Annotated in this window: 13 protein-coding genes; 8 read left to right on the forward strand and 5 right to left on the reverse strand. The window is 75.3% G+C overall.

Annotation, left to right across the window (positions count from 1 at the left end; translation table 11 throughout):
- Window positions 1–50: 50 nt before the first annotated feature.
- Window positions 51–440, reverse strand: a complete 390-nt coding sequence (locus G1H19_RS21685; RefSeq protein WP_235928438.1) for a phage holin family protein — start codon at window positions 438–440, stop codon at window positions 51–53.
- A gap of 273 nt (window positions 441–713) precedes the next feature.
- On the opposite strand from G1H19_RS21685, the gene G1H19_RS21690 reads away from it, so the two are divergent.
- From G1H19_RS21690 to G1H19_RS24250, 3 genes are all read left to right on the forward strand, one after another.
- Complete coding sequence (locus G1H19_RS21690) at window positions 714–2336, forward strand: methyl-accepting chemotaxis protein (protein ID WP_152732122.1); 1623 nt, start codon at window positions 714–716, stop codon at window positions 2334–2336.
- A gap of 137 nt (window positions 2337–2473) precedes the next feature.
- Window positions 2474–3181, forward strand: coding sequence for a TVP38/TMEM64 family protein (locus G1H19_RS21695; protein WP_152732123.1), 708 nt, complete (start codon window positions 2474–2476; stop codon window positions 3179–3181).
- 34 nt (window positions 3182–3215) lie between these two features.
- The gene (locus G1H19_RS24250) at window positions 3216–4439 is read left to right on the forward strand and encodes an ATP-binding protein (RefSeq protein WP_152732124.1); all 1224 of its coding nucleotides are present in this window, start codon (window positions 3216–3218) and stop codon (window positions 4437–4439) included.
- 19 nt (window positions 4440–4458) lie between these two features.
- Here the strand turns inward: G1H19_RS24250 and G1H19_RS23695 are convergent, their stop codons facing one another.
- Window positions 4459–4596, reverse strand: coding sequence for a hypothetical protein (locus tag G1H19_RS23695; RefSeq protein ID WP_235910669.1), 138 nt, complete (start codon window positions 4594–4596; stop codon window positions 4459–4461).
- 363 nt (window positions 4597–4959) lie between these two features.
- Between G1H19_RS23695 and G1H19_RS21710 the strand changes: the two genes are divergently transcribed.
- The 3 genes from G1H19_RS21710 to G1H19_RS21720 all read left to right on the forward strand — a co-directional run bounded on the left by G1H19_RS21710 (window position 4960) and on the right by G1H19_RS21720 (window position 8613).
- Window positions 4960–5502, forward strand: coding sequence for a VanZ family protein (locus G1H19_RS21710; RefSeq protein ID WP_162393645.1), 543 nt, complete (start codon window positions 4960–4962; stop codon window positions 5500–5502).
- A 284-nt stretch (window positions 5503–5786) separates the two neighbouring features.
- Window positions 5787–7505, forward strand: a complete 1719-nt coding sequence (locus G1H19_RS21715; protein ID WP_235928440.1) for a glycoside hydrolase family 13 protein — start codon at window positions 5787–5789, stop codon at window positions 7503–7505.
- Between the two features lie 157 nt (window positions 7506–7662).
- Window positions 7663–8613: an alpha/beta hydrolase gene (locus G1H19_RS21720; RefSeq protein ID WP_235928442.1), complete on the forward strand. Its 951-nt coding sequence runs from the start codon at window positions 7663–7665 to the stop codon at window positions 8611–8613.
- Window positions 8614–8619: 6 nt separating this feature from the next.
- Here G1H19_RS21720 and G1H19_RS21725 read toward each other — a convergent pair whose 3' ends face one another.
- The 3 genes from G1H19_RS21725 to G1H19_RS21735 form a co-directional block, all read right to left on the reverse strand.
- Complete coding sequence (locus G1H19_RS21725; RefSeq protein WP_152732127.1) at window positions 8620–10314, reverse strand: SpoIIE family protein phosphatase; 1695 nt, start codon at window positions 10312–10314, stop codon at window positions 8620–8622.
- A 50-nt stretch (window positions 10315–10364) separates the two neighbouring features.
- Window positions 10365–12071 (reverse strand): SpoIIE family protein phosphatase, encoded by a 1707-nt coding sequence (locus G1H19_RS21730; RefSeq protein ID WP_152732128.1) that lies wholly within the window; start codon window positions 12069–12071, stop codon window positions 10365–10367.
- Between the two features lie 140 nt (window positions 12072–12211).
- Entirely contained in the window at window positions 12212–13684 is a 1473-nt protein-coding gene (locus G1H19_RS21735; protein ID WP_152732129.1) for a cation:dicarboxylate symporter family transporter, read from the reverse strand.
- Between the two features lie 228 nt (window positions 13685–13912).
- Here G1H19_RS21735 and G1H19_RS21740 point away from each other — a divergent pair, with 228 nt between their 5' ends.
- Both G1H19_RS21740 and G1H19_RS21745 read left to right on the forward strand, forming a co-directional pair.
- A complete protein-coding gene (locus tag G1H19_RS21740; protein ID WP_235928443.1) occupies window positions 13913–15610 on the forward strand; it encodes a sensor histidine kinase in 1698 nt (565 codons plus the stop codon).
- Window positions 15604–16299, forward strand: coding sequence for a response regulator (locus G1H19_RS21745; protein ID WP_235928445.1), 696 nt, complete (start codon window positions 15604–15606; stop codon window positions 16297–16299). Before G1H19_RS21740 ends, G1H19_RS21745 begins: the two co-directional genes overlap by 7 nt.
- The last annotated feature ends 210 nt before the right edge of the window (window positions 16300–16509 follow it).

The raw sequence follows: 16509 nt of genomic DNA on the forward strand, positions 1-16509 counted from the left end.
CAGGGGCCCGCCGCGAGCCTGCGAGTGCTGGGGGGCGAGGGGGTCCTTCCTCAGTCGGCGCGCACCTTCAGCGGCAGCAGCAGCTCGGCGATCCAGCTGAACAGGGCGATGAGCAGCCCGCCGAGCACCGCGGGCACGAAACCGTCGACCTGCAGCCGGTCGGACAGCGCGGCGGTGATCCCGAGCAGCGCGGCGTTGATCACCAGCAGGAACAGGCCCAGGGTGAGCAGCACGAACGGCAGCGAGAGCAGCCGCAGCACCGGCCCGACGACCGAGTTGACCACCGCGAACAGCAACGCCACCCACAGGTAGCTGCCGGCCTCGCCGAGGATGCCGTCCGGGTTGCCGACGACGGTGATGCCGGTGACCAGCTCGGTGACCGCGTAGATGATCACGGCCAGCACGGCGACCCGCAGGGCGAACTTCACGATCGTGGACACGGGTGCACGCTAGCGCCGCGCGTGCCTGCCACGACGGCTACGGCTCTCTAGCCGCGTCTCGCGTCGAGAGAACACGACGGTAGAGAACTGTCGACAAGAGTGGCCGCGTCGACTCGGTGACCGCCGGAGGACGGTCGGCAGTGTTCCTGTGCGGTTCCGATACCGAACCGGCACGTCGGGTGCAGACGAGCGGGTCCCTGCCGTAGACAGCTGTGGCCTCGACGTACGGGGTCCGTGACGGCGTGCTGTCACCGCGAGCCAGGGGGAACCACGATGGACACCGACCGACACGTCCGGGCAGTCACGGACCGGCGTCCGCGCCGCCGACTGGCCGACCTGCGCACCGCACAGAAGCTCGGCATCGGGTTCACGGCGGCGCTGCTGCCGCTGGCCATCACGTCCTGGCTCACCCTCGGCAACGTGGCCACGCTGGACGGCAACGCGGCCGCCGTCACCCACACCTACGAGGTGATGGACGCCGTGGACATGATCTCCCAGGACCTGGAGAACGCCGAGAGCAGCCAGCGCGGCTTCCTCGTCACCGGTGACGACAGCTACCTCGGGTCCTACACCGACGCCGCGTCCACCGTGGACGCGCACATCGACGCGGCGGCCGCCCTGACGGCGGACAACCCGGAGCAGCAGGAGCGGTTCGCCGATCTCCGGCCGCTGGTGGTCACCAAGTTCACCGAGATGCAGTCCACCATCGACACGCGGCGCACGGCCGGTTTCGCGGCGGCCCAGGCGATCGTGCTCACCAACGCCGGTGAGGCGGTCGGTGAGCAGATCGGCACGCTGCTGGCGGATGCGCGAGCCGAGGAGTCCGGGCTGCTGGTCGTGCGCTCGGCCTCGTCGACGGAGGCGGCCACCGGCACCCGGACCACGGTCTGGGTCGCGCTCGCCGTCGGGGTCCTGCTCGTCGTCGCGCTGGGCACGGTCCTCACCCGGTCCATCACCCGGCCGCTCGTGCGCAGCGTCGAGGTGCTCACCGGCCTGGCCGAGGGCCGTCTGGACCGCACGCTGGACGTCGACACCCGGGACGAGGTGGGCGACATGGCCCGCGCGCTGAACCGGGCGATCGGGTCGCTCGGCTCCGCGATGCGCCAGATCAGCGACAACGCGACCACCCTCTCCACCGCCTCGGGCGCCCTGATGGCCACCTCGACCAAGCTGTCCGTCAACGCCGCCGAGTCCTCCGCCCAGGTGGGCGCCGTGTCGTCGTCCACCGAGCTGGTCGCCAGCGCGGTGTCCACGGTCGCCGCCGGCACCGAGGAGATGAGTGCCTCCATCAGGGAGATCGCCCAGAACGCCGCGCAGGCCAGCGAGGTGGCCGACCGTGCGGTGACCACGGCAGCCAGCACCACCGCCACCGTGGCCCAGCTCGGCGCCTCCTCGGAGGAGATCGGCACCGTGGTCAAGGCGATCACCTCGATCGCCGAGCAGACCAACCTGCTGGCCCTCAACGCCACCATCGAGGCCGCCCGGGCCGGGGACGCCGGCAAGGGCTTCGCCGTCGTGGCCAACGAGGTCAAGGAGCTGGCGCAGGAGACAGCCCGGGCCACCGAGGACATCACCCGGCGGATCGCGGCCATCCAGGGCGACACCGTCGCCGCCGGCACCGCCATCCAGGCGATCTCGGACATCGTGGCGCAGATCAGCGACCGGCAGACCACGATCGCCTCGGCAGTCGAGGAGCAGACGGCGACGACCAACGAGATGGCCCGCAGCGTGGCCGACGCCGCGCAGAGCGCAGCCCAGATCGCCGGCAACGTCAGCGGGGTCGCCGCGGCCGCCGCCGAGACCACCGCCGGCGCCACCCACACGGCCCAGGCCGCCGACGACATGGCCCGGATGTCCGGCGAGCTGCAGGGCCTGGTCAGCCAGTTCCGCTGGTGACCGCACGGTGCCGGGCAGCCCCCGCACCCACCCCGCCCGACCAGCCGCGCCGCGCCCCGTCCCCCCGGGTCCGCGGCGCGGCGTCGTCCCTCCCGCCCCCTCCCCGGATCCCGCCGCCGGTGCCGCAGACTGGACCGATGGACGTCGCGACCGGGACCGCGACCGGCCGCCGGGTGCCGCCGGGCACCCGACGCCGGGCGGTGGCACTGGTGGTGGTCGTCCTGGCCGGTGTCGCCCTCGCCCTGTCGGTCGACCTCCCCGCGGTGTCCGAGCTGCGCGGGTGGCTCGCCGGCGCCGGACCGCTCGGCTGGGTGGGGCTCACCCTGGCCGCCGCGCTGGTCACCCTGGCGCCGGTGCCGCGCAGCGCCCTGTCGCTTCTCGCCGGGGTGCTCGCCGGCTTCGGCGGCGGTCTGGTGATCGCCCTGGTCAGCGGCATGCTCGGAGCGCTCGCCGGCTTCCTGCTGGCCCGCGCGCTGGGGCGGGACGCGGTCACCCGCCTCGCCGGGCCCCGGCTGGCCCGGGCGGACGCGGCGATCGCCGCCCACGGCGTGCTGGCCGTGGCCCTCGGCCGGCTGGTGCCGGTCACCCCGTTCACCCTGGTCAACTACGCCGCCGGGCTCTCCGGCACCCCGCTGCGCAGCTACCTGCTCGGCACCGCGATCGGCCTGGTGCCCGGCACCGTGCTGCAGGTCGCCCTCGGCGCCAGCGTGGGCGGCGGCCCGGTGGCGGGTGGCACCGGCGGCGTCGTCGCGGTGTCGGCCGTGCTGCTGGGCGCCGCGGTGGCCGCGCTGGTGCTGGCCCGGCGGCGCACCCGGACCCGGACAGTGGCTTCTACGGACATCTAGCCCGAGCCCTAGACGAGGGCATACGGTGCTCGACATGGACCCCGTCCGGAACCCCTACGCCCCCGGCGCCGGCCAGCGCCCACCCGAGCTGGCCGGCCGGGACAGCGAGCTGTCCGCCTTCGACGTGGTGCTCGAGCGGATCGCACACGGCCGCCCCGAGCGCTCGCTGGTGCTCACCGGGCTGCGCGGGGTGGGCAAGACCGTGCTGCTCAACCAGCTCCGGTCGGCGGCGATCTCGCGCGGCTGGGGCACCGGCAAACTCGAGGCCCGGCCCGACCAGTCGCTGCGCCGGCCCGTGTCGGCCGCCCTGCACATGGCGCTGCGCGAACTCGGCCCCCGGCACCGGGACGTCGAGACGATGGAGTCGGTGCTCGGCGTCGTCAAGGCCTTCGCCCTGCGCTCGGCACCCCGCCCTGCCCCCGGAGCCCGCCCGTCGGCCGACGCCAGGATGCGCGACCGCTGGCAGCCCGGCATCGACGTGCCGGCCGCGGTCGGGCGGGCCGACTCCGGGGACATGGAGATCGACCTGGTGGAGCTGCTCAGCGACGCCGCCGGGGTGGCCGCCGACGTCGGCAGCGGCATCGCGCTGTTCATCGACGAGATGCAGGACGTGCAGACCGACGACGTGTCCGCGATATGCGCCGCCTGCCACGAGCTGTCCCAGCAGGGAGCGCCGCTGATCGTCGTCGGGGCCGGACTGCCGCACCTGCCGGCGGTGCTGTCGGCGTCCAAGAGCTACTCCGAGCGGCTGTTCCGGTACCTGCGCATCGACCGGCTGGACCGCGAGGCCGCCGACCGCGCCCTGCTGGCACCCGCCGCCCGGGAGGACGTCGACTTCGAGCCGGCCGCCCTGGACGCGCTGTACGCCGCCGCCGACGGCTACCCGTACTTCGTGCAGGCCTACGGCAAGGTCACCTGGGACGTCGCGGCGTCCTCACCGATCACGGCCGCCGACGTCGCCATGGCCGCCCCCGCCGCCGAGGCCGAGCTGGCCGTGGGCTTCTTCGGCTCCCGCTACGACCGGGCCACCCCCGCCGAGCGCGAGTACATGCACGCCATGGCCGAGCTCGGCGGCGCCGCCGGCTCGGCGGTCGGCACGGCGGACGTCGCCGGCGCGCTGGGCCGCAAGCCGGCGTCACTGTCCCCGGCGCGCGACTCGCTGATCAAGAAGGGGCTGGTGTACTCGGCCGAGCGCGGGCAGATCGCCTTCACCGTGCCGCACTTCGGCCGCTACCTCCTCCGCCAGCCCGCCTGCTGAAGGGCCCCGGGGGCGGGGGTCAGAGCTTGGCGGGGGTGAAGGGGTCGTAGTCGGCCAGCATCTCCTGCACCCGGGCCTCGTCGATGCGGCTGATCACCGAGCTGCCCTCCTGCTGGTCGCGGATCACCGTGGCCAGGGTGAACGCCGAGGTGATCACGGCCCCGCTGCAGGGGCCCGCGCTGAGCCTGCGAAGCGTGGGGGGCAGGGGGGTCCTTCCCCATGCCGAGGAACGAGCGCTGCCACAGATCCAGCGGCAGCCAGGCCACGCCCACCAGCAGGCCGATGCTGCTCACCGCGAACGCGATCACCGCCTGCAGGAAGAAGGCGCTGGTGGTCGAGGCGGTCGTCTTGGGGGTCACGGGAGCCTCCGGGTTCGTCGCGGCGCCGGGTGGGCCGTCCTGACCCGAGCATCGGCGGGGCGGGCGGCCGCGGGCACGAGTGGAACTCCTCGACCGCACCCCGTGCAGCTACCAGGGCCGCGATGCCGCCGCGGGCCCGGCCGGCGTGCCAGGCTGCCGGGGTGGACATCCTCCGGTACCTGGACGTGCCGCTGGTCCTGGGCGCCGTCGCGGTCGTCGTGCTGGTCACCGCGCTGGCCGGCGTCCCGGCGCTGCGGCGGGGGGACCGGCGCGGGGCGGCCCGCACCTGCGTGCGGGTGCTGCTGGCCGGGGCGGTGGCGACCGTCCTGGTGATGACCCTGGTGGCCGGCTCCGCCTGGGGCGCCGGCTCCTACAACCTGGTGCCCGGTACAACGATCGCCGCCCAGCTGGCCAGCAGCAACGGGTCCCTGGCGCTGGGCAACCTGGCCGGCAACGTGCTGGTCTTCGTGCCGATCGGGCTGCTCGGCGTGCTGGGCACCCGCTGCCGGCCCGGCACCGTGGTCGCCGCCGGGGGAGGGCTGTCGGTGGCCATCGAGCTGTCGCAGTACGTCACCGGCCGCAGCGCCGACGTCGACGACGTCCTGCTCAACACGCTGGGCACCGCCGTCGGCGTGGCGGTCGCCGTCGCCGGGCTGCGACTGGCCGGCACCGTGCGCACCGGCGCGCCCGGTCGCGCGGGCTGACCCCGCCGAACCGGCCGACCTTGCCGAACCGGCTGACCCGCCCGGACCGGCCGACTCCGCTGACCTCGCCGGGCTCGCTCTCGACCCTGCCCAGCCGGTCCGGTCCCCGCTGGAGGGCGCATCGCAGTGCGGTCCGGCGCGGCGATGCGGCACCCGTCGTCCAGCACCTCCGTCACGTGACGCATCTCGGCCCGGGCGCCGGGCCACACCCCGCCCGACTAGATTCGGAGCCTGCCCACCCCCCGCCGGCGCACCCGCGCGCCGCCGGACACGACAGGAGCGGCGTGACCCAGCTGAGCGACCACGGACCGATCGACCCGCCCCTGCTCGACCCGGAGCGGACCGGCCCGCAGCAGGTCGACGAGGCACCGGCGGCGCACCCGGACGCGTCGTGGTGGCGGCAGGCCGTCGTCTACCAGATCTACCCGCGCAGCTTCGCCGACTCCAACGGCGACGGCATCGGCGACCTGCCCGGCATCACCAGCCGGGTGGGCCACCTGCGCGACCTGGGCGTGGACGCCGTCTGGCTGAGCCCGTTCTACCCCTCGGCCCTCGCCGACGGCGGCTACGACGTCGACGACTACCGGGACGTCGACCCGAAGATCGGCACGCTGGAGCAGTTCGACGAGATGGTGGCCACGCTGCACGCCGCCGGCATCCGCGTCGTGGTCGACATCGTGCCCAACCACACGTCCAACCGGCACGCCTGGTTCACCGAGGCGCTCACCGCCGCACCCGGGTCACCCGCACGCGACCGGTACGTGTTCATGCGCGGCGAGGGCCCCGACGGGGAGCGCCCACCCAGCGACTGGACGGCGATCTTCGGCGGCTCGGCGTGGGAGCCGGTCGGCGGCGGCGAGTGGTACCTGCACCTGTTCACCCCCGAGCAGCCCGACCTGAACTGGGCCAACGAGGAGGTCCGGGCCGACTTCCGGCGCACGCTGCGCTTCTGGTCCGACCGCGGGGTCGACGGCTTCCGGATCGACGTGGCGCACGCGCTGACCAAGGACATGAGCCACCCGCTGCCCACCCAGGCCGAGCTGGAGTCGGGCACGCACGCCGAGGGCCAGCACCGCTGGGAGGACCGCGACGAGGTGCACGACGTGTACCGCGAGTGGCGTGAGGTGTTCGACTCCTACGACCCGCCGCGCACCGCCGTCGCCGAGGCGTGGGTGCCGGCACACCGGCGCGCGCGGTACGCCTCGCCCGAGGGCCTGGGCCAGGCCTTCAACTTCGACCTGCTCGAGGCCGGCTGGGACGGCGCCCGGTTCCGCACCCTGATCCAGGCCAACCTGGACCTGGCGGGGGAGTCGGGCACCTCCTCGACCTGGGTGTTCTCCAACCACGACGTGGTCCGGCACGCCTCGCGCTACGCGCTGCCCACCGGCACCGACCTCAAGGCCTGGCTGCTGTCGGACGGCCGGGAGCCCGCCGCGGACGCCGAGCGCGGCCTGCGCCGGGCCCGAGCGGTCACCCTGCTGGCACTGGCACTGCCCGGCTCGATGTACCTCTACCAGGGCGAGGAGCTGGGCCTGCCCGAGGTGGCCGACCTGCCGGTCGACGCGCTGCAGGACCCGGTGTGGGCCCGCTCGCAGCACACCGAGAAGGGCCGGGACGGCTGCCGGGTGCCGCTGCCGTGGACGTCGACCGGCCCGTCGTTCGGCTTCGGCAGCGCCGGCGCGCACCTGCCCCAGCCCGCCTGGTTCGCCGAGTTCGCCACCGACGTGCAGGCCGCCCGGGACGACTCCACGCTGGCCTTCTACCGGCAGGCGCTGGCGCAGCGTCGCCGGCTGCAGGGCACCGAGACGCTGACCTGGGACGACGACGGCCCCGCCGACGTCGTCCGGTTCACCCGGCCGGGCGGCTGGACCTCGGTGACCAACTTCGGCGACACCCCGGTGCCGCTGCCGCCGGGCCGGCTGGTCATCGCCAGCTCGCCGGTCGAGGGCGACCTGCTGCCCGGCGAGACCACCGCGTGGGTGCAGCAGGCGCCCGGCGACTGACCACATCCCCGCGCTCCGGTCGTACCGGCGTCGCCGGGGCATGCCCGACCCGGCGCCAGGCCCGCCTGCGCCGTCGAGCTCGCCCGAGCGCGGGCGGTTCCACGTGGAACCGCCCGCCCCGGGTGCCGGGCGGGGCCGGGTCGGGCAGGCTGGGCGGGTGACGAGCCCCGACCGCCCGGACGACGCCCCCGACCGCACCCCCGAGGAGATCCGGGTGCCGGTGCACGGCGGGGAACTGGCCGCGCTGTACTGGGCGGCCGACGCACCGGGCGCGCCGATCGCCGTCCTGGTGCACGGGATCACCGGGAACGCGATGGTCTGGGAGCCGGTGGCCCGGGCGCTGGCCGGGGACTTCGAGGTGGTCGCACCCGACCTGCGCGGCCGTGGGCTGAGCGCGGACCTGCCCGGGCCCTACGGCATCGAGGCGCACGCCGACGACGTGACCGCGCTGCTGCGGCACTTCGGCGCCGTCCGGGACGCCGGGGCGCAGGCCACCGTGCTGGTCGGTCACTCGATGGGCGGCTTCGTGGCCACGATGACCGCAGCCGGCCCGGGCCGGGACCTGCTGCACGGTCTGGTGCTGGTCGACGGCGGGCTGGCCTTCCCGACGCCGCCGGGCGCCGACCTGGACGCGGTGCTCGCCGCCAGCCTGGGCCCGACACTGAACCGGATCGGCCGCACCTTCCCCGACCGGGACGCCGTCCGGGCGTGGTGGGCGGCGCACCCGGCGCTGGGGCCGTGGGTGGACGACCCGGCCGTGACCGGCTACTTCCTGCGCGACCTGACCGGCACCGAGCCCGAGCTGCGCAGCGCGGTCGTCCCGGAGGCGGTCCGGGTGGACGGCGGGGACGTGTTCCTCAACGAGCGGGTGCTGGAGCCCGCCGCCGAGCTGCCGGTGCCCGCGGTGCTGCTGTGGGCGACCCGGGGCATGCAGGGTCAGGTGCCCGGGCTCTACGACGAGGTGCGGCTGTCCCAGTTGGGGCTGGACGCGGCGGGCATCGTGCCGGTCGAGGTGCCGGACACCGACCACTACTCCGTGCTGTGGGCCACCCAGGGCGTCGAGGCGGTCGAGGACGCCGTCCGGGCGGCGGCGGCCAGCGGCAGCTGAGGGCCCTCAGCCACCGACCCGGACGGCGAGCACCGCGACGTCCCGGTCGGCCCCGTCGTCCGGCAGCCGGTGCAGCAGCGCGTCGCAGAGCTCCTCGACCGGGAGCCCGGCCAGCTGCCCGAGCACGGTGGCCAGCGACGCCCGGCCCTCCTCCGGTGACCGGTCGGCCCGCTCGACCAGCCCGTCGGTGCACAGCAGCAGCGTGCAGCCGGCAGGCAGGTCGGCCCGGGCCCCGGTGCGCTCGCCGGTCCAGCCGGTGCCCAGCGGGGGCGTGACCGGCCCGGTGAGGTCCTGCACGGTGCCGTCGGGGAGGGCGAGCAGCGGCCCGCCGTGACCGGCCGAGGCCCAGTGCAGCGACAGGTGCGGCGCGGTGCCCTCGACCCGGGCCACCAGCGCGGTCGCCACCGTCGGCACGGCCAGGCCGACGACGGTGCGGTCGGTGCGCGCCAGCAGCCGGGCGGGCTCCTCGCCGCGGTCCCAACCGGTGCCGCGCAGCAGTGTCCGCACCTGGCCCATCGCCGCGGCCGCCTCCTGGTCCCGGCCGACCACCTCACCGATGACCAGCACCGTGTCGCCGTCGGGCTGCCGGAAGCTGTCGTACCAGTCCCCGCCCAGCGGCTGGGAGCGGGCGGCCCGGTGCCGGACCGCGATCTGCACGGCACCGCCCTGCACCGGCTCGGTGAGCAGGCCGCGCTGCAGCTGCTCGGTCATCCGGGTGCGCGTGGCGACCAGGCGGGCGTTCTCCACCCGCTCGGCCACCCGGCGGGCGACGATCTCGGCGGTGCGCAGCTCCTCGTCGGTGAACCGGCCACGATCGGTGTCGGTGACCAGGGTGACCAGGCCGACCAGCTCGTCGCGCACCACGAACGGGAAGACCGCCACGGCCGACGGGCGCAACGGCACCAGCGCGGCGCGCGACGCCGGGTCCGGTGACATGCCGGCCACCTGCTCCGGGGTCAGGTCCTGCACGACCAGCGCCGCGCCGGTGTGCAGCTCCGGCGGCACCACCGGGACGCCGTTGCTCGCGCGTTCCCGGGCCTCGGCGTAGTCCTGCACGTACGGCAGCAGTGCGGGGTCGCGGTGCGCCCGGCCGACGTCCTGCAGCCGGCCGTCCTCGAACAGGGCGGTGAGGCACCAGTCGCCGAGCAGCGGAACGCAGAGCTCGGCCACCTGGGTCACCGCCTCGTGCACCTCGGGCTGGACGGTGAACGTGCGGCTGACGTCACCGAGCAGCATCAGGTGCCGCCCGGCCCGCTCGGCCGTGCGGGCCGCGGCCTCGGCGCGCTGTGCCTCGGCGATCCGGGCGGCCACCGCGTCGTCCCGGGACCGCTCGACCCGGTGCAGCAACGACACGTCCTCGTACGTGACCACCAGCCCGGCCCGGGTGCCGAACACGTCCACCCGGAACCAGCCGTCCAGCCGCTCGACCCAGGCCTCGAAGGTCACCTTCTCCCCGGTCGCGGCGGCGTGCCGGTAGGCGCGGTCGTACACGCTGCCCACCCCGTGCGGGAACTCGTCCCAGATGTGCCGGCCCAGCAGGTCACCCGGGTGCCGGCCGCCCAGGGTCGCGTGCGCCGCGGGGTTCAGGTAGCGGAAGCGCAGCTGGTCGTCCAGCACGAACAGCGCGCGCGTCATGCCCTCGACAGCCTGCCGCAGCAGCTCGACGTCCCCCGGTGGGCGGAACGGGACGGTGCCGGTCACACCGGTCACTCTGCCGTACCCGGGCCCCTCCCGGGGCCCCGTCGCGGGTCTCAGCCGGGCACGCGCACCGCGAGCACGGCGACGTCGTCCTCGACCCGGTCGTCGACCAGCCGCGCGAGCAGCGTGTCGCACAGCTCGTCCAGGCCGGCCCCCACGAGACCGGCGAGGACGGTGCGCACCCGGCCGCGCCCAGCGTCCAGGTCCTCGTCCCGGCGCTCGAAGAGCCCGTCGGTGAACAGCAGCAGCGTGCTGCCGGCGGGCAGGTCCGCGCACCCGGTGACCCGTGGCCCCGACCAGCCCATCCCCAGCGGGGGCCCGACCGGCGCCACCAGGTCCTGGACGGTGCCGTCGGCGAGCAGCAGCAGGGGGGCGGGGTGGCCGGCGGTGGCCCAGTGCACCTGGCGCGGCCCGTCTCCGGGCTCGTCCACCCGTGCCACCAGCGCGGTGGCCATCGCCTGCCCGCCCAGCCCGACGACGGCGCGGTCGGCCCGGCGCAGCACGTCGGCCGGCTCCTCGAGCCGGTCGTAGGCGATGCCCCGGACCAGCGTCTTCACCTGGGCCATGGCGGCGGCGGCGTCGACGTCGTGACCCATCACGTCCCCGATGACCAGCACCGTGCTGCCGTCGCGCCGGACGAGGCTGTCGTACCAGTCGCCGCCCAGCGCGATGCCCCGGGTCGCCGGCCGGTACCGCACCACCACCCCCAGGTGGTCGGGGTGCACCGGGTCGGCCAGCAGGCTGCGCTGCAGCCGTTCGGCCATCTGCTCGCGGGCCGCGACCAGCCGGGCGTTCTCCAGCATCTCCCCGACCCGCCGGGCGGCGATGCCGGCGGTGCGCAGCTCGTCGGTGCTGAACGGGCCCCGCTCGGGTCCGTTGACCAGCACCAGCACGCCGAACAGCTCGCCGCGCGCGAACAGCGGCAGCCCGGCCAGCGCGCCCACCTCCAGCTCCGCCAGCGCGGCCCGCGAGGCAGGGTCGCCGATCAACTGCTGCGCGTCGCCGGGTGAGAGCGACTGCAGCACCACCGGTTCCCCGGCCAGCAGCGCCGGCGGCAGGGTGTCCACCGACCGGGCCCTGGCCAGCCGTGCCTCGGCGAACGCGTGCAGGGCCGCGGCGCGGGCCGGGTCGCGGTGCGCCCGGCCGAGGTGGCGCACCCGGCCGTCCTCGACGACCCCGGCCAGGCACCAGTCGCCGAGCAGCGGCACGCACAGCTGCGCCAGGCGGGTCACCGCGGCGTCGACGTCGGGCAGCACGGAGAAGGTCTGGCTGACCGCGCCGAGCATCATCAGGTGCCGGCCGGCCCGCTCGGCCGCGGCGGCCGCCGCCGCGGCCCGCTCGGCGGCGGCGACGCGCTCGGCGACGGCGTCGTCCCGGGCGTGCTGCAGGCGCATCCGGTCAGTGATGTCCTCCATGGTCACCACGAGCCCGGCGTCGGTGCGGAACACGTCGACCCGCCACCAGGTGCCGGTGCGCGGGACGAGCGTCTCGAAGGTGCGCGGCTGGCCGGTCTGGGCCACGGCGACGTAGGCGCGGTGGAAGACGGTGCCCGCGACCCGCGGGAAGTCCTCCCAGACGTGCATCCCGACCAGGTCCTCACCGGGACGCTGGAACAGCGGGACGGCGGCCGGGTTGGCGTACCGGATGCGGAAGCCGGTGTCGAGCACGAACAGCGGGCGCTGCATGCCCTCGACCGCCTGCTGGACGAGGTCCGGCTCCACCCCGTCCGGTCGGTCGACCGGCTGCGCCCCCTGCACCACGGGCCCGAGTCTGCCCCACCGTCCCCGAACGGCCCCGCGACGCTGCGGCGCCCACGCCCCCGAGGGGGACGTGGGCGCCGGAGCCGGCCCCCTCGCAGGGTCCCGCGGTGCGCGGGACGCGTCGTGGGGACGAGGGGTCCTCAGGCCGTGGGCCGACCGGCCGGCATCCGCTCGGTGGTGACCCGGTCGGCCGCCACCGGGGCGACCTCCTCCACGACGTCGTGCCCGCCGCCGTGCCCGCCGTCGACCATCGTCGCCTCGTCGAAGGGCCGCTGGCCGGCCAGGACGGCGTCCAGCTGCTCCCGGTCGAGCTCCTTGGTCCAGGTGGCCACCAGGATGGCGGCGACCGCGTTGCCGGAGAAGTTGGTGACCGCGCGGGCCTCGGACATGAACCGGTCGATGCCCACGATCAGCCCGACGCCGTCCAGCAGCTCCGGCCGGTGCGAGGAGAGGCCGCCGGCCAGCGTGGCGAGGCCGGCACCGCTGACGCCGGCCGCGCCCTTCGAGGCGATGATCATGAAGACCAGCAGGCCGATCTGCTCCCCGACCGACAGCGGGTCGCCCAGGGCCTCGGCGATGAACAGCGAGGCCATGGTCAGGTAGATCGCGGTGCCGTCGAGGTTGAACGAGTACCCGGTCGGCACGACGATGCCGGCCACCGGCCTGGACACCCCGGCGTGCTCCATCTTGGCGATCAGGCGGGGCAGCGCGGTCTCCGAGGACGAGCTGGAGACGATGAGCAGGTACTCCCGGCCCAGGTACTTGCAGAGCTTGAAGATGCTCACCCGGGCGACGACCTTGAGGATCGCGCCGAGGATGCCGAACACGAAGATCGCGCAGGTCAGGTAGAAGGCGGCCATCAGCAGGCCGAGGCTCTTGAGCGCCTCGACGCCGGTCTCGCCGACCACCGCGGCGATGGCGCCGAAGGCGCCGATCGGGGCGACCCACATGATCATGGCCAGGATCTTGAAGACCAGCCGCTGCAGGTGACCGATGCCGCGCAGGATCGGCTCGCCGGCCTTGCCCATCGACTGGATGGCGAAGCCGACGAGCAGCGCGACCAGCAGCGTCTGCAGGACCGAGCCCTCGGTCAGCGCCGACACCAGCGTGCGGGGGATGAGCCCGAGGATGAAGCCGGTCGTGCCGCCCTCGCCACCGCCCTCGGCCTGGGTGGCGTACTGCTGGCCGGCCTCGCGCGCCGACTCGGTGAGCTGCAGGCCGTCACCGGGGTGGACCAGGTTGCCGACGACGAGGCCGATGGCCAGCGCGAAGGTCGACATCGTGAGGAAGTAGCCGAGCGCCAGACCCCCGACCCGGCCGACCTTGGCCGCGGTGCGGATCGAGCCGATGCCGAGCACGATCGTGCAGAAGATGACCGGCGAGATCAGCATCTTGATCAGGTTGACGAACATCGTGCCGAGCCACTTCAGGTCGACGGCGAAGTCCTTGAACAGCAGCCCCACGGCGATGCCCAGGACCACCGCGACGATCACCGCGATGTAGAGCCAGTGGGTCTTGTCGCGCTTCTCCCTCACCGGCTCGCCGGACGCCGGCGCCCCGGGTGAGCCCCCGCTCGGCGGGGTCGGCGGGGAGGACGAGGTGCCTGTGGCCATGACTGCTCCTTTGCGTCGGTGGCGGCAGGGTGCGCGGCGCGCTGCCCGGCGCACGGGGCGCGCCGGGCGGGTGACCAGCCGTCGTCGCCGGTGAGGGCGGCACGGACGACTGTGAGGCACGCGGTGACCGCCGTCACTCTTCCGTTCACAGCGTTCACCGCGCATGCTGCGCCCCTCCCGGGTGACCGGCCACCCGGGGTGCCCACCGGCGGGGCAGACTGCTGGACTGTGCGCCTGCCCACACCGCTGCTCCGCCGGGGCGTCCGCCCTGCCCAGGCGGGACGGCTCAGCATCGCCCGGCAGCTGCTGCTGCTGCAGGCGGCCGTGGTGACGGTGGTGGTGCTCGCGCTCGGCGTGGCCGCCTACCGGGACGCGCAGGAGGCGGTGACGGAGAAGGCCGGCGACCTGGCGACCAGCGTCGCGGAGACGCTGGCCGACGCGCCCGCGGTGCGCAGCGAGGTGCTCGGCCCCGACCCGACGGCGGTGCTGCAGCCCTACGTGGAGCAGGTGCGCGTCGACACGGGCACGTCGTTCATCACGGTGATGGCACCGGACCGCACCCGGTTCACCCACCCCGACCCGGCGCAGATCGGCAAGCCGTTCGTGGGCACCATCGCACCGGCCCTACGGGGGGAGCCGTTCACCGAGACCTACACCGGGACGCTCGGGCCCTCGGTGCGTGCGGTGGTGCCGGTCTTCCGGCCGGGCACCACCACCCAGCGCCCGGAGGACGTCGTCGCCCTGGTGTCGGTGGGCATCACCGTGGCCGCCCTGGGCGACGAGCTGTCCGGGAGCCTGCCGGGCATCCTGCTGGCGGCCGGGGCCACCCTGGCCGTGGGCGCGCTGGGCACGTGGGGGATCAGCCGGCGGCTGCGCCGGCAGACCCGCGGGCTGGCCGCCGAACCGCTGGCCCGGGTGCTGGAGTACCACTCCGCGGTGCTGCACGCCGTGCGCGAGGGCCTGGTGCTGCTGGACGGCGAGCGGCGGGTGCAGCTGGTCAACGACGAGGCCCGCCGGCTGCTGGCACTGGGGGACGCCGACGTGGTGGGCCGGCACGTGGCCGAGCTGGGGCTGTCCCGGGAGCTGACCGAGACGCTGTCCGCGCAGCGGCTGGCGGTGGACGAGGTGCACGTCAGCGGCTCGCGGGTGCTGGTGGTGAGCCAGTCGCCGGCCACCCCGTCGGGCCGCTCGGTCGGCGCGGTGGTGACCCTGCGGGACCACACCGACCTGCAGGCGCTCACCGGCGAGCTGGACAGCGTGCGGGCCTTCGCGGAGTCGCTGAGGGCGCAGGCGCACGAGGCGGCCAACCGGCTGCACACCACCGTCTCGCTGGTGGAGCTGGGCCGCACGGCCGATGCCGTGCAGTTCGCCACCGCGCAGCTGGCCTCGGCGCAGGAGCTCACCGACCGGGTGGTCGGCGCCGTCGAGGAGCCGGTGCTGGCCGCGCTGCTGCTGGGCAAGGCGGCCACGGCGTCGGAGCGGGGGGTGGCGCTGGAGATCGACCCGGCCACCTCGGTCGGCACGACCGGCATCCCGGGCGGGGACCTGGTGACGATCGTGGGCAACCTGGTGGACAACGCCATCGACGCCGCCCTGGCCGGCACCGCCCCGCGGGAGGTGCAGCTGACCGCATGGCAGGAGGAGGGCCGGCTGGAGATCCGGGTGGAGGACACCGGCCCCGGCGTGCCCGAGGAGCAGGTGCCGCACGTGTTCGAGCGCGGCTGGAGCACCAAGGAGGCCGGCGGCGGGGACGGCGGTGGGGCGCCGCGCGGGCTCGGCCGCGGCCTGGGGCTGGCGCTGGTGGCCCAGGCGGTGCGCCGCAACGGCGGCAGCATCACGCTGCGGCCCGGCCCGGGCGCGGAGTTCCGGGTCTCGCTGCCGATGCAGGTGCCGGTCTCACCGCGCGCGGTGGGCACGCCGTGCTGAGTCGTCGGGACCTGGGGGTGCTGGTGGTGGAGGACGAGCCGGTGGCCGCCCAGGCGCACCGCGCCTACGTGGACCGCACGGAGGGCTTCCGCACCGTGGCCGTGGCCGGCACCGGGGCCGCCGCCCTGGCCGCACTGCTGCCCGGCGGCGAGCCGGCCGTCGACCTGGTGCTGCTGGACATGAACCTGCCGGACACGCACGGCACCGCGCTGTGCCGGCAGCTGCGCGCTCGCGGCGTGGACGTCGACGTCCTGGCGGTGACCTCGGCACGGGAGCTGTCCACGGTGCGGGCCGCCGCCGCGGCCGGGGTGGTCGGCTACCTGCTCAAGCCGTTCACCTACGCGGCCCTGCGGGACCGGTTGCAGGCCTACGCGCGCTACGCCGACGAGCTGCGCGGCGGCGGCGACATCGGCGGGCAGGAGGACGTCGACCGGGTGCTGGAGGCGGTGCGCCCCTCCCGATCCGGGCCGCTGCCCAAGGGCATGGGCCGGGAGACGCTGGACGCCGTGGTCGCGGCGCTGCGGGCCGCGGACCGGCCGCTGTCGGCGGCGGAGACCGGGGCGGTGATCGGGGCCTCGCGGATCACCGCCCGGCGCTACCTGGAGCACCTGGCCGAGAGCGGCCTGGCCACCCGCTCCCCGCGGTACGGAGGGGCGGGCCGGCCGGAGCTGGAGTACCGCTGGCGGTGACGCCGCACCTGTCCCGGGGAGACGGTGCACGCTCCCTCCCGGGCAGGTGCGGCGTCCTGGCGTGGCTGCTCAGTAGGTGAAGCGGGCCACCGAGCCACGCAGGTCACTGGCCATCCGGGACAGCTCGTCCACCGCGACCCGGGTCTGGGTCAGCGCCTGCGTGGTCGACTCCGCCGCCGAGCTCACCCCGACGATGTTCTGCGCGATCTC

It is taken from the genome of Goekera deserti (assembly GCF_010685995.1).
Taxonomy (GTDB): Bacteria; Actinomycetota; Actinomycetes; order Mycobacteriales; family Geodermatophilaceae; genus Goekera; species Goekera deserti.